The 16,122-nt window shown below is 61.1% G+C and carries 16 protein-coding genes; 8 read left to right on the top strand and 8 right to left on the bottom strand.

Features of this window, described 5'->3' with window-relative positions; genetic code table 11:
- Positions 1-34: 34 nt before the first annotated feature.
- Entirely contained in the window at positions 35-967 is a 933-nt protein-coding gene (locus tag CPH89_RS29160; protein WP_053257998.1) for a Csu type fimbrial protein, read from the top strand.
- Here CPH89_RS29160 and CPH89_RS29155 read toward each other — a convergent pair.
- Together CPH89_RS29155 and CPH89_RS29150 are read right to left on the bottom strand one after the other, a co-directional pair.
- Positions 964-1,701 (bottom strand): anti-sigma factor family protein, encoded by a 738-nt coding sequence (locus CPH89_RS29155; protein WP_053256933.1) that lies wholly within the window; start codon positions 1,699-1,701, stop codon positions 964-966. The two genes, CPH89_RS29160 and CPH89_RS29155, sit on opposite strands and share 4 nt — an antisense overlap.
- Positions 1,698-2,204: an RNA polymerase sigma factor gene (locus CPH89_RS29150; protein WP_053256932.1), complete on the bottom strand. Its 507-nt coding sequence runs from the start codon at positions 2,202-2,204 to the stop codon at positions 1,698-1,700. The genes CPH89_RS29155 and CPH89_RS29150 overlap by 4 nt, the downstream gene beginning before the upstream one ends.
- A gap of 197 nt (positions 2,205-2,401) precedes the next feature.
- Between CPH89_RS29150 and CPH89_RS29145 the strand changes: the two genes are divergently transcribed.
- From CPH89_RS29145 to CPH89_RS29125, 5 genes are all read left to right on the top strand, one after another.
- On the top strand, positions 2,402-4,009 hold the full coding sequence (locus tag CPH89_RS29145; RefSeq protein ID WP_053256931.1) for an amino acid adenylation domain-containing protein: 1,608 nt from the start codon (positions 2,402-2,404) through the stop codon (positions 4,007-4,009).
- Entirely contained in the window at positions 4,002-5,300 is a 1,299-nt protein-coding gene (locus CPH89_RS29140; protein WP_081006386.1) for a hypothetical protein, read from the top strand. Before CPH89_RS29145 ends, CPH89_RS29140 begins: the two co-directional genes overlap by 8 nt.
- Before the next feature lie 42 nt (positions 5,301-5,342).
- Complete coding sequence (locus tag CPH89_RS29135; protein WP_053256930.1) at positions 5,343-6,107, top strand: enoyl-CoA hydratase-related protein; 765 nt, start codon at positions 5,343-5,345, stop codon at positions 6,105-6,107.
- 121 nt (positions 6,108-6,228) lie between these two features.
- On the top strand, positions 6,229-7,311 hold the full coding sequence (locus tag CPH89_RS29130; RefSeq protein WP_053256929.1) for a catalase family peroxidase: 1,083 nt from the start codon (positions 6,229-6,231) through the stop codon (positions 7,309-7,311).
- Positions 7,308-7,847, top strand: coding sequence for a cytochrome b (locus CPH89_RS29125; RefSeq protein WP_053256928.1), 540 nt, complete (start codon positions 7,308-7,310; stop codon positions 7,845-7,847). Before CPH89_RS29130 ends, CPH89_RS29125 begins: the two co-directional genes overlap by 4 nt.
- A 17-nt stretch (positions 7,848-7,864) precedes the next feature.
- On the opposite strand, the gene CPH89_RS29120 is transcribed toward CPH89_RS29125, so the two are convergent.
- Positions 7,865-9,016 carry a M14 family metallopeptidase gene (locus tag CPH89_RS29120; protein WP_053256927.1) on the bottom strand — a complete coding sequence of 384 codons (1,152 nt, stop codon included), beginning with the start codon at positions 9,014-9,016 and terminating at the stop codon, positions 7,865-7,867.
- Positions 9,017-9,117: 101 nt separating this feature from the next.
- Between CPH89_RS29120 and CPH89_RS29115 the strand changes: the two genes are divergently transcribed.
- A complete protein-coding gene (locus CPH89_RS29115; protein ID WP_141125123.1) occupies positions 9,118-9,330 on the top strand; it encodes a hypothetical protein in 213 nt (70 codons plus the stop codon).
- A 152-nt stretch (positions 9,331-9,482) separates the two neighbouring features.
- On the opposite strand, the gene CPH89_RS29110 is transcribed toward CPH89_RS29115, so the two are convergent.
- Complete coding sequence (locus CPH89_RS29110; protein ID WP_053256925.1) at positions 9,483-9,833, bottom strand: DUF6124 family protein; 351 nt, start codon at positions 9,831-9,833, stop codon at positions 9,483-9,485.
- A gap of 130 nt (positions 9,834-9,963) precedes the next feature.
- Here CPH89_RS29110 and CPH89_RS29105 point away from each other — a divergent pair, with 130 nt between their 5' ends.
- Positions 9,964-10,599 (top strand): LexA family protein, encoded by a 636-nt coding sequence (locus CPH89_RS29105; protein ID WP_053256924.1) that lies wholly within the window; start codon positions 9,964-9,966, stop codon positions 10,597-10,599.
- Here CPH89_RS29105 and CPH89_RS29100 read toward each other — a convergent pair.
- From CPH89_RS29100 to CPH89_RS29085, 4 genes are read right to left on the bottom strand one after another with little or no spacing between them, the layout of a single operon-like run.
- Positions 10,596-12,521 carry an acetyl/propionyl/methylcrotonyl-CoA carboxylase subunit alpha gene (locus CPH89_RS29100; RefSeq protein WP_073637812.1) on the bottom strand — a complete coding sequence of 642 codons (1,926 nt, stop codon included), beginning with the start codon at positions 12,519-12,521 and terminating at the stop codon, positions 10,596-10,598. The genes CPH89_RS29105 and CPH89_RS29100 overlap by 4 nt on opposite strands.
- Positions 12,518-13,324, bottom strand: coding sequence for a gamma-carboxygeranoyl-CoA hydratase (locus tag CPH89_RS29095; protein WP_053256922.1), 807 nt, complete (start codon positions 13,322-13,324; stop codon positions 12,518-12,520). Before CPH89_RS29095 ends, CPH89_RS29100 begins: the two co-directional genes overlap by 4 nt.
- Positions 13,325-13,338: 14 nt before the next feature.
- The gene (locus CPH89_RS29090; RefSeq protein WP_053256921.1) at positions 13,339-14,946 is read right to left on the bottom strand and encodes a carboxyl transferase domain-containing protein; all 1,608 of its coding nucleotides are present in this window, start codon (positions 14,944-14,946) and stop codon (positions 13,339-13,341) included.
- An 11-nt stretch (positions 14,947-14,957) separates the two neighbouring features.
- Positions 14,958-16,121 (bottom strand): isovaleryl-CoA dehydrogenase, encoded by a 1,164-nt coding sequence (locus tag CPH89_RS29085; protein WP_053256920.1) that lies wholly within the window; start codon positions 16,119-16,121, stop codon positions 14,958-14,960.
- Position 16,122 lies beyond the last annotated feature (1 nt).

The raw sequence follows: 16,122 nt of genomic DNA, 5'->3' as shown, positions 1-16,122 counted from the left end.
GGTGTGGCTGCTGTTATCAAGCCTGGGGGTGTCGATGCCGGTGCAGGCGGTGTGCTCGGTGGTCGCCACCGTGCCCGCCAGCTTTGGCACGTCGGTGAGTTCGATGACCGTGCGTACCACCTCCCAGCCCAGCTCAACCACCAACGCCGGCTTGAGTTGTACCCCGGCGGTGCTGTCGGTATTGACTTCCAGCGACCATTTCTACGCGACCATCACCGGTTCGTCACAGGGCGGCCTGGTCGGGCCGACCGGAGATGTCATCAACTATACGATCTACGCCAACAACACCCCGTCGTTTCCAATGACACGTGGTACTGCGTTCGATTTTGGCGGCAGTGGCGGCATCGCCGCGTCCCTGGGGCTGGTCTTTGGGCCCGGCACAAAAGTAGTGCCGCTGTACTTTGCCACCACGCTTGGCAGCAACGTGGCGGCGGGTGTGTACAGCGAGACCCTGAGCGTTTTCTGGAACTGGAATTATTGCTCGGGCATTGGCATTGGCGGGGTATGCCTGGGCCGCGAGATCAACAGCGGCACGACCACGCTGAACGTCAGCATGACCGTGGTCAATGACTGCCAGATCACCACTCCACCGATCGCATTCGGCAGTGCCCCGGTGGTCAGTGCCTTCGCCACAGTCACCGGGCAGGCCAGTATTGCCTGCACCAAGGGCAGTGCGTATACCGTCGGGCTCAGTGATGGGCAGAACCCGGTCAGCGTGGGCGGCCGTCGGCAGATGGTGTCCGGCAGTAATGTGCTTGCCTATGACATCTTCCAGGGGGCGGGCTCCACCCGCTGGGGTAGCGTGGGCGCGGCGCGGCGAGCCAGCGCCTCGGCGGAGATCAACCCGGGCAACGGCTTGGGCACCGGCAGCCAGGTATTCAACTACAACGCGAAAATCTACACCGACCAGGCCACCCCGCCGGGCGGCACTTATCTCGACAACGTGGTCCTGGACGTGGGTTTCTAGAACTTCAACATCGGTGTGGAGGGCTGATCCACCGGGCTGACCATCGCATAGTTGTACCCGGCGCCGGACCAGTACTCGGCTTGCAAACCATCGGCGCTGCGGCTGCCACGGGGCAGGAAACCGTTGTCCGGGCCCGGCGGACGGATATAGAAGCTGATACGGCGACCTGTCGGGTCTTCGTACAGCACCATGGCTGCCGCGCCTTGGTCCGTGGTGAGCAGGCGCCCGCTCACCGGTTTGAAACCGGACGGGCTCAAGTCCGGCAGGCGATGCGCCTGGTTGAAATAACGGTCCAGCCAAGCCTGCATGCTGCCGCCATCCTGCGTCGTGTAGTCGGCGGGCATGATGCCGTCCTGGGCAAACAGGCGGTAAGCCTGCATGGCATCGGCCATCGGCAACATCGGCGGTTGAGTGGCTTCGCGCGCATGCCAACCCGCCACGCCGCCGAGGCTGACGGCGATCAGCAACACGGCGGCGGTGGCGAAGTGGCGACGGGACTGATGCTTGATCCGTTGGCGAATCAGTGCCGGGTCCAGGTCGGGGTTGGCCGGTTGTTGCAAGGCACCGCTCAGTGACGCACGCAGCAAGTGCGCATCCTGCTGCCACGCCTGTACCTGAGCGGCGACGTCGGGATGGGCCGCCAGGTAGGTTTCAAGCACGCGGCGGTCGCTCTCCAACAGTTGGTGGTCGACGTAGGCATGCAAATCGCGTTCGCTGGGGGGCAGGCTGATCATTTGAGTATCCGCAGGGAAGGGCTGGTAATTTCGCCATCGCTGAGTTGACGCAAGGCTTGGCGCGCCCGGGACAGGCGCGACATAACGGTGCCCACAGGCACCTTCAGAATATCGGCAACTTCCTTGTAGCTTAAGCCTTCGACCGACACCCACAGCAGCAGGGCGCGTTGTTCGGCGGTGAGTCGGTCGAAGGCTTGCAGGGTCGATTGGGCGATCACGGTGCGCTCCACCGAGGGCTGCGCGTCGTCACGGCCGGTGAAGAATTCGAGCATGCGTGCATAGCGCCGACTGCGGCGGTGGGTATCGAGGAACTGCCGGTAGAGGATCGAGAACAGCCAGGCGCGAAGGTCGCCTTCGAGGCGTTTATCGGCCCAACTGATGATCGCCCGTTCCAGGGTCGACTGCACCAGATCGTCGGCGCTGCTGGCGTTACGCGTCAGTGACACGGCAAACCGCCGCATTCTGGGGATGAGTTCACGTAACTGTTCGTCGAGTTCATGCATGGCTGCGATTCTGATCGGTTTTGCAGAGGAAGACGCCAGCCAGCGTGAGTTATTCCATCAATGGCTGTGGGAAATTTTTAGGTTCTAACTAGGGATCATCTGCAATGCAGAAGGGGCTGTAATACAGCTCCCACACCTCAATCAATCGTCGTAACCGCCGGGAACAACTTCGGCGGTTAACTGATGAGGGTGTATGCATGACATGTTCTCCGACCGATAAACGTTTATTTTTCCGAACTGCATTGGCTCACTTGCCTGCCGCTCAGCAAGTCGTGTTTGAGCAGTGGGGGTGCGGCCTGTCGACCAAGGCTGCCTACGACAGTGTGCACCACGCTATCGAGTTTCAAGCGGCGCTGTCACCGCAAGCGATTGCTGCAGTGTGGGCGGGCCAGCGTATCAGCTATGAACAACTCAACCGTCAAGCCAATCGCTTGGCGGTGCACTTGATTGAGTTGGGCGTGAAACGCGGCGATACGGTGGGACTGTTCGTCGAGCGTTCGATTCCCATGCTGGTGGGGCTTTTGGCGGTGTTGAAGGTCGGCGCCGCGTATGTTCCTCAAGACGTCAGAATCGTACCGACGCTGCAACTGAGCATGGTGCTGGAGTCGTTGACCAGCCCAGTGATTCTGACCCTGTCGAACCTGACCGATTGCATACCGGCCGCTTCGGCCCATCGCTGCCTGAGCCTGGACACGTTTCTGGCCGAAACACCCTGGATCACCGAGGACAACCGTCAGGCGTTCGCCGCTGCCGACACCGATGACCTGTGTTTCGTGCTGTTCACCTCTGGCACGACCGGACGGCCCAACGGCGTCTGTGTCAGTCACCGCAATGTGTGCAACATCCTGCTGACGCAGCCAGGGCGGATGGGCATGGCACCGGGGTGCAACGTGGGGCAGATCCTCAATATCGGTTTTGATATGGCGGCCTGGGAAATACTCGGTTGTCTGGCGCATGGAGCGACCTTGTTGATTCGTGGTAAAGACATTGCGCAAACCGCTGCACAGTGCCACGTGTTAATCGCAACACCCTCGATATTGGCGAGCCTTGACCCTGAACAGTGCCCTGACCTCAAGACTGTTGCGGTGGCGGGCGAGCCCTGCTCCCAGGCGCTTGCCGAGCATTGGGCCGAGCACTGCACGTTCTACAACGGCTGCGGCCCCACTGAAACCACCATCGTCAATACCTTGCACCGGCATGTGCCTGGCACCCTATTGACCATCGGCAAGCCGACACCGAATAACACCGTGTATGTGCTCGACGAACACGGCCGCGCGTGTGAGCTGGGTGAAACCGGTGAAATGTGGGCCGGCGGCGCAGGGGTAACGGCCGGTTACTTGAACAATCCTGCACTGACCCAAGAGCGCTACCGCCCGGACCCCTTTATAGGCGGTGATGCCATGATGTTTCGTACACGGGACTTGGGGCGCTGGACGGACGAAGGGCAACTTGAACACTTGGGGCGCGTCGATGATCAGGTAAAGGTTCGCGGGTTTCGTGTGGAATTGGATGCCGTGTCCACGGCCCTGGAGGCTGGCGATGGCTGCACACGGGCTGTCACATTGAAACTGGACAGCCGCAATCTAGTCGCTTTTGTCTCGCCTGCCAGTGCTGACGTCGAGTCTTGCCGAGCCCAATGCCAGCAGCGCCTGGCCTACTACTGTGTGCCGTCGTCCATCTACGCGATGGAGCATTTTCCACTGACCGCCAGGGGCAAAATCGACAAGGCAGTGTTACTGCAACGGGCTCGGGAGAGGCACGTGGCAAGGTTGGCGCTCGCGACTGAGGAGGCCGCTCATGATTGATGCGCTGACCCGTACTGTCGTACCGCCCAAGCCGGCGTTATGGCGCCGCTGGACGTCACTGCCGATGTTTTCTTACTACAACCGCCTGATGGCAGTGGTGCTGCTGGGTAACGCAGCGTGTGTGCTGATGGTTGTCGACGTTCACACCATCACAGTTGAAACGCTCTCGGGCATGGTGTTGATCAACCTGTCGGTTGCCATTCTGATTCGCCAGCAATATCTGATCAACGCACTGTTCTGGCTGGCGACCCGCGTTCCGCTCGCATGGCCGCTACGTGTGCGGCGCAGCGCGGCCAAGGTCTACCACTTTGGGGGGCTGCACAGTGGCGCAGCGGTGGCGGCTACCGGCTGGTTTGCGGCCATGGTCGGTGTTCAGGTCGCGCGCCATCTGCAGCAGCCCGGCAGCGTTTCGTCAGCCTGGTTGTGGCTCAGCAGCGTGCTGCTCGGCCTGTTGATGTTGATCGTGGTCATGGCGCTGCCCTGGATTCGTGGCCGGTTTCACAATGGCTTCGAGCGGGTCCATCGGTTCGCCGGTTGGGGCGCACTGCTGCTGTTCTGGGGGCTGACGTTACTGGCGTCCATCGAAGCCTCAACGCCCTTGTCGCACAGTGGGTCGTTCTGGGTGCTGGTGCTGCTGACGCTGAGTATTGCGTCGCCTTGGTTGCGTCTGCGTAAGGTGGCCATTAAACAAACGAGGCCTTCGACGCATGCGGTCCTTACCCGTTTCAGCCACACCACGCCTTTCGCAGGTTCATCCACCGCGATCAGCCGAAACCCACTGCTGGAGTGGCACTCATTTGCGAATATTCCTGCGCCAGGCGAAGCGGGGTTTCGCCTGATCATTTCCAGAGCCGGAGATTGGACCGGGCGTTTCATTGAGGACTTGCCCAGCCACGTATGGGTCAAGGGCATCACTACGGCTGGCGTTGCCAATGTGGAAACCCTGTTCAAGTCAGTGGTGTATATCGCCACCGGGAGCGGCATCGGGCCGGTCATGCCGCATTTGCTTGCAGCTCAGGTGCCGATCCAGTTGATCTGGTCTACCCGCAGCCCGAGGAAGACCTACGGCGATGAGTTGGTCGACGAAATCCTGCGCGCCCAGCCCGGCGCATTGATCTGGGACACCGACGAGCGCGGTAAACCGGACTTGGTGCAACTGGCTTATGGCTCGGTGCAAACCGTAGGTGCAGAAGCCGTGATCTGTATTGCAAACCAGGCCTTGACTCAGCGTGTGGTGCACGAGATGGAAGCGCGAGGCATACCCGCTTATGGCGCGATCTGGGATTCCTGAGGTCGCGTCAGTGGGTGACAACATCAATCAGAGGAGGTGTTTATGCACGTATTAGTGGAACGTCATGGTCGGGTAGTCCTGGTCAGGCTCAACCGTCCGCACGTCAAGAATGCGCTGAATTCGGCGCTGATGACGGAGTTGGTCAGCAGCCTGGATGCTTTGGATCGTGACCCTCAGGTCGGCTGTTTTGTCATCACCGGCAGTGCGGACTATTTCGCTGCAGGGGCCGATATCAAAGAGATGAGCGGCAAGTCTTACCTGGACATGCTCAACGAGGATTACTTCGTCGGCTGGGAAGCCTTTACGCGTCTGCGCACGCCAACGATCGCCGCAGTAGCGGGTTACGCATTTGGCGGTGGCTGTGAACTCGCGCTGATGTGCGACATGATTTTCGCCACCGATACGGCGACCTTTGCGCAGCCGGAAATCAAGTTGGGTGTGATTCCGGGGATGGGGGCGACCCAGCGGTTGACAGGGCTGATCGGTAAGGCCAAGGCCATGGACCTGGTGTTGACTGGTCGGCCAATGACTGCCCAAGAGGCCGATCAAGCTGGGTTGGTGTCCCGTGTGTTCCCGGCGGCAATTCTGATGGAGCAGACATTGGCAGTGGCTGCGCAGATTGCCGGGTTCTCCCGGACAGCCACCCGGGCGGCGCGAGAGGCCGTTGAACAATCCCTTGAGGTGGGCTTGCACGACGGCGTGCGTGTGGAGCGTCGGCTGTTTCATGGCCTGTTTGCCACGCCTGATCAGCAGGAGGGGATGCAGGCGTTTCTCTGCAAACGTCCGGCAGTGTTTAACCCCACGTAGAAGGAAAATCGACTCGGCGGCGTATCTGTTCAGAAAAAAACTACAGTGAAAAGGGAATAGACCTATGTGAGGTTCGTCTCATAGTTCATTTTCCTTGCGGCCATGCGCCCTGGAGTTCTTCATGGTAGATCACTCATCACCGCCCCGTCCTCCCTTGAGTACCGCGAGCCTGATCGCGCGGCTCGCCGGTATCGGTGCCGTGGTTGCCGTTGTTGCTGGGGCGTTTGCCTACGTCAACGGCACGCTTGACCCACAGCGCCTGCGCCCCAAAACCCTGGTCAATGCTCTGGAAGCCAATAACGGTGTGCACCCGGGCTTCCGGCGTAACCATGCCAAGGGCGTGTGTGTAGCCGGTTACTTCGAGAGCAGTACAGAGGCGCGCGGGTACTCCAGCGCACAGGTGTTCAGCGCGGCTAAAACCCCGGTGATTGGTCGATTTGCCTTGCCCAGCGGCAACCCCTATGCGCCGGACAGCAGTGTGCCGATCCGCAGCTTCGCGCTGCAATTCAGCCAGGCCAACGGCCAGCAATGGCGCACGGGGATGAACAGCATGCCGGTGTTCCCGGTCGGCACGCCTGAGGCGTTCTACCAGATGCTCAAGGCCGGTGCGCCAGACCCGGCGACCGGCAAGCCGAACCCGGCGAGCATGCCGGCGTTTTTTGCCGCGCACCCGGAGGCAGCGCCGTTCCTGGCATGGGTAAAGACCGCCAGGCCATCGGCAAGTTACGCGACTGAAACCTATAACGGCATCAATACGTTTTACCTGGTGGGCGCCGACGGCAAGCGCCAGGCGGTACGTTGGGGCGTTGTGCCACAGAGCCAGGATGCGCCGGGTGATACCGCGCCGTCGGGCAGCGATTTCCTGGAAAAAGACCTGGTGCAGCGCCTTGCGTCGGGCCCGTTGCGCTGGCAGTTGAATATGACCCTGGCCAACCCCGGCGACCCCTTGGACGATGCGAGCAAACCCTGGGCCGGCGAACACAAGGTACTCAACGCCGGCTCGCTGGTCCTGCAAAGCAGCCAGCCGCAAGCGGACGGTGATTGCCGTGATATCAACTTTGACCCGCTGATTTTGCCCAGCGGTATCCAAGCCTCCAACGACCCGCTGCTGGCCGCACGTTCGGCTGCTTATGCCAGTTCGTACCTGCGCCGCGCCGGTGAAGTCAGCCCCTTGCACAGCGCCCCTCTGGAGTCGAAGCCATGAATGTTCAACCACGGTTTTTCGCGCCGCTGGCCCGCCTGCTGCATTGGCTCATGGCACTGATGATCATCGCCATGTTGTTTATCGGCGCGGGTATGGCCGCGTCGGTGTCGGAGCGCCATGAGTGGCTGATTCACCTGCACAAGCCGCTGGGTATCGCGATTCTGGCGTTGGTGATCGTGCGCTTGGTGGTGCGCTTTTCCACCCGGCAACCGCCGCTACCGGTCGATTTGCCGTTATGGCAAGTGCTGGCCGCCAAGGCTTCGCATGTGCTGCTGTACGCATTGATGCTGGTGCTGCCGGTGCTGGGCTGGGCGATGATTTCGGCGGCGGGTGACCCGGTGATGCTCAGCAGTTCGGTGCAACTGCCGGCGCTGATGGGCGCCAATGCGCCGTTGTTTGCGCTGTTGCGCAAAGCCCATGGCTATCTCGCCTATCTATTGTTCTTGACGGTGCTGCTGCACCTGGCGGCGGCGCTGTTCCACGGGCTGATTCGTCGCGACGGTGTGCTGCAAAGCATGACCGGCACCAAGGACTGATGCCGGGGGCAGCGGGGTTAGCGTAGCACGGTGACGATGTCGGCCACGGTGCTCAATACGTCCTTGCCCAGCTGTTTGGAGCGTTCACCTGACCAACCGGTCTTCGGGTTGGGCGCGTCGTCGTTGTCCTTGAAGGGCATCTCCAGGGTCAGTGACAGGCAGTCATACCGTTCACCGACCGCATTGCAGGCCAGCGTCATGTTGGCTTCGCCCGGCAGGTCACGGGTGTAACCGTGAGTGGTCTGGAAGTCGCGGGTCAGGGCGCTCAAGTGGCTGCGGAAGTGTTTTTCCAGCGCCTCGATACGCGGGGTGTAACCGGGGTTGCCTTCGCAGCCGGCGGTGAACACGTAGGGGATTTCCTCGTCGCCGTGGATATCGAGGAACAGGTCGACGCCGTATTTTTCCATCTGTTGCTGGGCGAACAGCACTTCCGGGCTGATCTCCTGGCTGGCGTTCTGCCAGGCACGGTTCAGGTCCTGGCCCATCGCGTTGGTGCGCAAGTGGCCATGGAACGCGCCGTCAGGGTTCATGTTCGGAATAAGGTACAGGTCGGCGACGGACAGGAGTTTTTTCAGCTCGGTGTCACCGTCCTGTTGCAGGCGTTCGATAACCCCTTCCATGAACCATTCGGCCATGTGTTCGCCGGGGTGTTGCTGGGCGATGATCCAGACATTGCGCCGGCCTTCGCCACCTTTGCCGCGACGCAGCAGTTGGATGTCGCGGCCCTCGGCACTTTTGCCGGTAGCGAGCAATTGGGTGCCAGCGCGATTCAACGCCTGCTCGATCAGCCAGTCATGACGTTCACGGCTGTAGGGTTCGAAGTAAGCGATCCACGCGTGTTTCTCGCAGGTTTCCAAACTGATGTGCAGCGTTTCGCCATCAAAGCGCGTGGGCACGCGGAACCAGTTGATATGGTCGTAGGACGCCACGGCGTTATAGCCGCTCCAGGCGTTTTTGTAGGACGACTGGCTGGCGTTGCTCAAGCGGAAAGTGTGGGTGTGGCCCACGTGCATACCTTCGGCCTTGAAGTGGAACCATTGGAAATGCGCGCTGCGGGTATCGGGTTTGATCGCCAGCAACAGGTGGTACGCGTCGCTGGCATCCAGGACCTGGATGTTGCCGCTGTCGAAGTCGGTGCTGATCTTGATGGAGGTCAAGGCCACGGTCATAGTCTGGGCTGCCTGAGTATGATTGTTGTGGCGGATATCTTACACAGGAGTCGGACGAAATCTTGATGCAAAATTGTTGCATGGGGGAGGGGGCGTCATCCTTGACGCAACAGCAGCTTAGAATCTATGAGATTGATTCTCAAGCGCTATTTCGCAAAGATCCGGGCCAGAGCGGCCGCTCGACTTTGTTTTGGCAATGGTCTTTTGCTACCATGCGCGCCATCAAGCAACACACAGTCTTCATTAGCCTGAAGCCAAGCCAGGGAAACTGGCAAAAAAAAGACCCGGCCAAAGAGCCGGGTCAAAAACCGTGATTAGCCTGATGAGGAGATATTCCAAGAGTCCGACCTAAGGTCTCTTGGTCTATCGACTGATCTCGCGATCAGCTGGGTCCAATAGTAATCATTATCATTTGCAAGTCAAATGTTTTTATCCGTCGGATAGAAATATTTTTCTTTCGTGCCCGTCATGCGCTGGCTTGAGCCGCAGGCACGTGCAACGTCTGCTCCACCATCGCCTTCGCCATATCTATCAAATACACCACCGAAAACGCCAGGTCCCGTTGATTGCCCTGACGGCTGCTGGCCGATTCATAGGCTGCCGCTGCCGCGCTGCGTAACAGATCCGACGCGTGCACCAGTGCGTCCTCATGGCTGATGCCGGGCTTGATGTCGAAGAACGGCGCGTCCGTGATCGGCGCCGACACATCCACTTTCAAGTAAAAATCGAGTGCGCGCTTGGCGGCGCCGCTGTTGCGCATGAGCAATAGTTCGTCGGATTCAATTGCGCCAGGCTGGTGATTGGGGCTGGTCGTCATGAGGGCGGTTACTCTGAGTGAATGTCGAAAACCTGCACCTGATATTAATACGAATCGTATTTATGTCATTTGATGGATTACTACAAACTGTTTATTGTCGTGGCGAACACGCAACGTATCGTCACGCCCCATGGATAACTGGATAGCGTTGGTCAAAGCCAACATGAAAGACCGCAAGGTCACGCAGGACGAGTTGGCCGAACGCTTGGGCATGTCCCAGGGCGGCGTTGGGCATTGGCTCAACAAACGTCGTGTGCCGAGCCTGGCGGACATGAACCGGGTACTCGCCGAGCTAGGGCTGGGCGACCTGGAAGTCGCGCTGGAAATTCGTGAGAGAGCCCATGCAGCGCCGGCTTTGGCAAAACACTACAACCCGTATTTTCGCTACCCGGTCAGCGACTGGAAGGGCGTCTGTGAAGTGCGTGAAGAACGCCCGACCTACGGCCCGGCACGGTTCGAATTAACCGATTACCACGCCCGGGGTGATGCCTTCTGGCTGCCCGTGACAGGAGACGCCATGACCGCCCCCAGCGGGCTGAGCATCGGCGCAGGCATGCTGATCCTGGTGGACCCGGCCATTGATGCCGAACCCGGTAAACTGGTAGTCGCGCAATGGGCCGACAGCACCCAGGCGACCTTTCGCCAGTTGATGGAAGAGAGCGGCCAGCTTTACCTGGTGCCGCTCAACCCGACTTACCCCAAATTACGGTTCACCGGCGATTGCCGAATTCTTGGGGTCGTCGTGCAAGCCACTGCGAAGTTCTAGTCCGCCGTTTCCAGCTCCACCAAGGCACTGCCTTCGGCAACCATTTCGCCTTCCTGGCAATACAGCGCCTTGACCACGCCGGTTTGCGGCGCGCGGATGCTGTGCTCCATCTTCATCGCCTCCAATACCACCAGTTGGGTTCCGGCTTCCACGCGTTGTCCGACCTCCACCAGCACCCGCACGATGCTGCCATTCATCGGCGCGGTGAGGCCACCCTGATGAGACTGGTTGGCCTCGACCGCCGCAATCGGGTCAAACAGCGTGACGGCGTGCATCTCACCGTTCCAGCGCAAGTACACAGAGCCTTCGTCACGCACCGCCAGATGAGCGCGGCGTACGCCGTTGTGTTCGACCAGTAGCTGATCGCCTTGCAACTGCGGCGAGTTCCCGCACAGCCTGACCCATTGATCTTGCCCATTGCAGCTCAGGTGCAGCGAAACCTCGGCCGGTAACCCCGCGCGAAACCCGCGTGTATCCGCCCAAGGCCCGTCACCGGCCGGCAAACTCTGCATAAACGCCGAGCCCGCTGCCTGCCAGAATTCATCGCTCAAGGTGCCGGCCACGGGCAGCAGCTCGTCCTGATAGCGCGGAATAAACCCGGTATCCAATTCGGCTGCCGCAAATGCCGGGTGGCCGATGATGCGCCGCAGGAAGCCGAGGTTGGTCTTCAGCCCGCCCACGGCGAACTCATCCAGCATGCTCAACAAGCGCAGACGCGCCTGTTCCCGGTCTTCGCCCCAGGCAATCAGTTTGCCGAGCATCGGGTCGTAGAAGGGGGAAACGCTATCGCCTTGTTCTACGCCGCTGTCCACCCGACGGCCCGGCCCCGGCGCAGATTCGCGGTACAGCGCAAGGCGCCCGGTGGCCGGCAGGAAATCATTGGCCGGGTCCTCGGCATACAAGCGCACTTCAATCGCATGACCGATCAACGGCACCTGGGCTTGAGTGATCGGCAGTGGCTCACCCTGAGCGACACGAATCTGCCAGGCCACCAGGTCGAGGCCGGTAATTGCCTCGGTCACCGGGTGCTCCACTTGCAATCGCGTGTTCATCTCCATAAAGAAAAATTCGCCGCGGGCGTCCAGCAAGAACTCCACGGTCCCCGCGCCCACGTAGCCGATCGCCTGGGCCGCGCGCACCGCGGCTTCGCCCATCGCTTTGCGCTGTTCAACCCCCAGGCCCGGCGCCGGCGCTTCCTCCACGACTTTTTGGTGACGACGTTGAATCGAGCAGTCGCGTTCATTGAGGTACAGGCAGTGGCCGTGCTGATCGGCAAACACCTGGATTTCCACATGGCGTGGCTTGAGCAGGTATTTTTCCACCAGCATCTGCCCGTTGCCGAAGGATGAAAGCGCTTCGCGCTGGGCCGACGCCAGGGCTTCGGCCAGTTGGCTGACTTCCTCGACCACTTTCATGCCTTTGCCGCCGCCGCCCGCCGTGGCCTTGAGCAACACCGGATAACCGATACGTTCACAGGCGTCGCGAAAGGTTTCCAGGTCCTGGGCGTCGCCGTGATAACCCGGCACCAGCGGCACGCCGGCCTTTTCCATCAATGCCTTGGCTGCCGATTTGCTGCCCATGGCGTCAATGGCCGAGGCGGGCGGGCCGAGGAAGATCAAACCCGCCGCTTCAATTGCACGGGCAAACCCGGCATTTTCCGACAGGAAACCATACCCCGGATGGATCGCCTGGGCGCCGCTGGCCTGGGCGGCGGCGATCAGCTTGTCGATTTGCAGGTAGCTGTCGGTGGCCTTGCTACCCCCCAGGTCGACACGAATATCCGCTTCGCGGCTATGCCGCGCATCGCGGTCCGTGGCGCTGTGTACCGCCACGGTGGTCAGGCCCATGGCCTTGGCTGTGCGCATCACTCTGCAAGCAATCTCGCCACGGTTGGCCACCAGCACGGTGGTCAGTGTGCTCATGAACGGGGCTCCTGCACTTGCCAGCTGGGCGAGCGTTTTTGCAGGAAGGACCGCAAGCCTTCCTGACCCTCGGCGCTGACGCGGATCCGCGCAATCGCATTTTCGCAGTAACGACGCAAGGCCGGGGTGAGTGCGCCGTTACCGACTTCACGCAACAAATCCTTGCTGGCGCGCATGGCGGCCGGGCTGTTAAGCAGCAGATTGGCGACCCACTGTTCTACGTGCTGGTCCAGTTCGCCCACCGGGTAACTTTCCGCCAACAAGCCGATATGCCGTGCCTGCTGACCACCAAACCGCTCGGCCGTCAGCGCATAGCGGCGCGCCGCACGCTCGCCGATGGCCTGCACCACGAACGGGCTGATTACCGCCGGTGCGAGGCCGATGCGCACTTCCGACAGGCAGAACTGCGCGTCATCGGCGCCAATCGCCATGTCGCAGCAACTGATCAAGCCCAGTGCGCCGCCGTAGGCCGCGCCTTGTACCACCGCCAGCGTCGGGATTTTCAGCTTGGCCAGGTTGTACATCAGTTCGGCCAGTTCGCGCGCGTCGTCAAGGTTGGTGTGATAGTCCAGCTCGGCAGATTGCTGCATCCAGGCCAGGTCAGCACCGGCGCTGAAATGTTTGCCGCGTCCACGCAGCACCAGGAAACGCAGCGACGAATCACCCTGCACCTGGTCCAGGGCAATGATCAGTTCGCGGATCATCTCGGCGTTGAACGCGTTGTTCTTGGCTTCACGACTGAGCCACAGCGTGGCAAAGCCACGGCTGTCGGTGATCAGTTCGAGGGTGTTGAAATCGCTCATGGGTACAGCTCCATTTACATGCGGAACACGCCGAAGCGGCTCGGCTCGATGGGGGCATTCAGCGCAGCGGACAAGGCCAGCGCCAGCACGTCACGGGTCTGCAACGGGTCAATCACACCGTCATCCCACAGGCGTGCGCTGGAGTAGTACGGGTGGCCCTGGGTTTCGTACTGGTCGAGGATCGGCTGCTGGATGGCGGCTTCTTCCTCGGCGCTGAACCCGACGCCAGCACGTTCGGCCTGTTCACGCTTGACCTGGACCAATACGCCGGCCGCTTGTTCGGCGCCCATTACGCCGATGCGCGCGTTCGGCCACATCCACAGAAACCGCGGGTCGTAGGCGCGGCCGCACATGCCATAGTTGCCGGCACCAAAGCTGCCGCCGATGATCACCGTAAACTTCGGCACCTTGGCGCAGGCCACGGCGGTGACCAGCTTGGCGCCATGTTTGGCGATGCCGCCGGCTTCGTACTTTTGGCCGACCATAAAGCCGGTGATGTTTTGCAGGAACAGCAGGGGAGTCCCGCGCTGGCAGGCCAGTTCAATAAAGTGCGCACCTTTTTGTGCCGCTTCGGCAAACAGAATCCCGTTATTGGCGAGGATCGCAATCGGGTAGCCGTGAAGGTGGGCAAAGCCGCAGACCAAGGTGGTGCCGAACAGCGCCTTGAACTCATCGAACACCGAGCCGTCCACCAGGCGCGCAATCACTTCGCGCACATCAAACGGTTGCTTGGCATCGGCCGGAATTACGCCATAGAGCTCTTCGCCGCCGTACAGCGGCGCCACCGGCGGGCGTTGTAACAGCTCGCCCTGTTTGCGCCAGTTAAGGTTGGCCACGCTGCGCCGCGCAAGGGCCAGGGCGTGTTCATCACTGTCGGCATAGTGGTCGGCGACACCGGAGATCTTGCAGTGCACATCGGCACCGCCCAGGTCTTCGGCGCTGACCACTTCTCCGGTCGCCGCTTTGACCAGTGGCGGCCCGGCGAGGAAGATCGTCGCTTGCTGGCGCACCATGATCGCTTCGTCGGCCATCGCCGGCACATACGCGCCGCCGGCGGTGCACGAGCCCATCACCACGGCGATCTGCGGGATGCCCTGGGCGCTCATGTTGGCTTGGTTGAAGAAGATGCGCCCAAAGTGTTCGCGGTCGGGGAACACTTCGTCCTGACGGGGCAGGTTGGCGCCGCCGGAATCCACCAGGTAGATGCACGGCAGGCGATTTTGCTCGGCGATGGTCTGGGCGCGCAGGTGTTTTTTTACCGTGAGCGGGTAGTACGAGCCGCCTTTTACCGTGGCGTCGTTGGCGACGATCATGCATTCGACGCCTTCTACGCGGCCGATCCCGGCAATCACGCCGGCGGCGGGTACGTCTTCGCCGTACACCTGATGAGCAGCCAGTTGGCTGAGTTCAAGGAACGGCGAGCCAGGATCGAGCAGGCGGTTGATTCGCTCGCGAGGTAGCAGCTTGCCGCGTGAGGTGTGCCGCTCCTGGGCTTTTGCGCCGCCGCCTTGTTGCACGTGGGCGAGCAGGGTGTGAAGGGCGTCGACCTGGTGGCGCATCGCTGCGCTGTTGGCGGCAAACTCCGCCGAGCGCGGGTTGAGCTGGGTGTGCAGGGTGGCCATGGCGCGCTCCGTCAGCGGGTTTCGTTAAACAGTTCGCGGCCGATCAACATCCGGCGAATCTCACTGGTGCCGGCGCCAATCTCGTACAGCTTGGCGTCTCGCAGCAGTCGCCCGGCGGGGAATTCGTTGATGTAGCCGTTGCCGCCGAGAATCTGGATTGCGTCGAGGGCCATTTGCGTGGCGCGTTCGGCGCTGTAAAGAATCACCCCGGCCGCATCCTTGCGCGTGGTTTCGCCACGCTCGCAGGCCTGGGCCACCGCGTAGAGGTAAGCGCGGCTGGCGTTGAGCTGGGTGTACATGTCAGCCACCTTGCCCTGGATCAGTTGGAACTCGCCGATGCTCTGGCCGAACTGTTTGCGGTCGTGGATATAGGGCACGATCAGGTCCATACAGGCTTGCATGATCCCGGTGGGGCCGCCGGACAACACCACGCGTTCGTAGTCCAGGCCGCTCATCAACACTTTCACGCCACCATTGAGCGTGCCGAGGATGTTTTCTTCGGGCACCTCAACGTCATCGAAAAACAGCTCGCAGGTGTTGGAGCCGCGCATGCCGAGCTTGTCGAACTTGTTGCTACGGCTGAAGCCTTTCCAGTCGCGCTCGACGATGAACGCCGTGATGCCATGGGCGCCTTTTTCCAGGTCAGTCTTGGCGTAGATCACGTAAGTCGTGGCGTCGGGGCCGTTGGTGATCCAGGTCTTGCTGCCGTTGAGGACGTAACGGTCGCCGCGTTTGTCGGCGCGTAGCTTCATCGAAACCACGTCGGAGCCGGCGTTCGGCTCGCTCATGGCCAGGGCGCCGACATGCTCGCCGCTGATCAATTGAGGTAGATAGTTGAGTTTCTGCGCGTGATTGCCGTTGCGGTTGATCTGGTTCACACACAGGTTGGAGTGGGCGCCGTAGGACAGCGCAACCGACGCGGAACCGCGGCTGATCTCTTCCATGGCCACCACGTGGGCCAGGTAGCCCAGGCCCGCGCCGCCGTACTCTTCCGGCACGGTGATACCCAGCAGGCCCATGTCGCCGAACTTGCGCCACATATCGGCGGGGAACAGGTTGTCGATGTCGATCTGTGCCGCGCGGGGAGCGATTTCCTTGGCCACGAAGGACTGCACCTGATCGCGCAGCATGTCGATGGTTTCGCCGAGGGCGAAGTTCAGGGACGGGTAACTCATG

The sequence above is a fragment of the Pseudomonas fluorescens genome, assembly GCF_900215245.1.
Classification (GTDB): Bacteria; Pseudomonadota; Gammaproteobacteria; order Pseudomonadales; family Pseudomonadaceae; genus Aquipseudomonas; species Aquipseudomonas fluorescens.
Note: the sequence above shows the minus strand (reverse complement) of the source record. Positions and strands in the feature narration are given on the sequence as shown.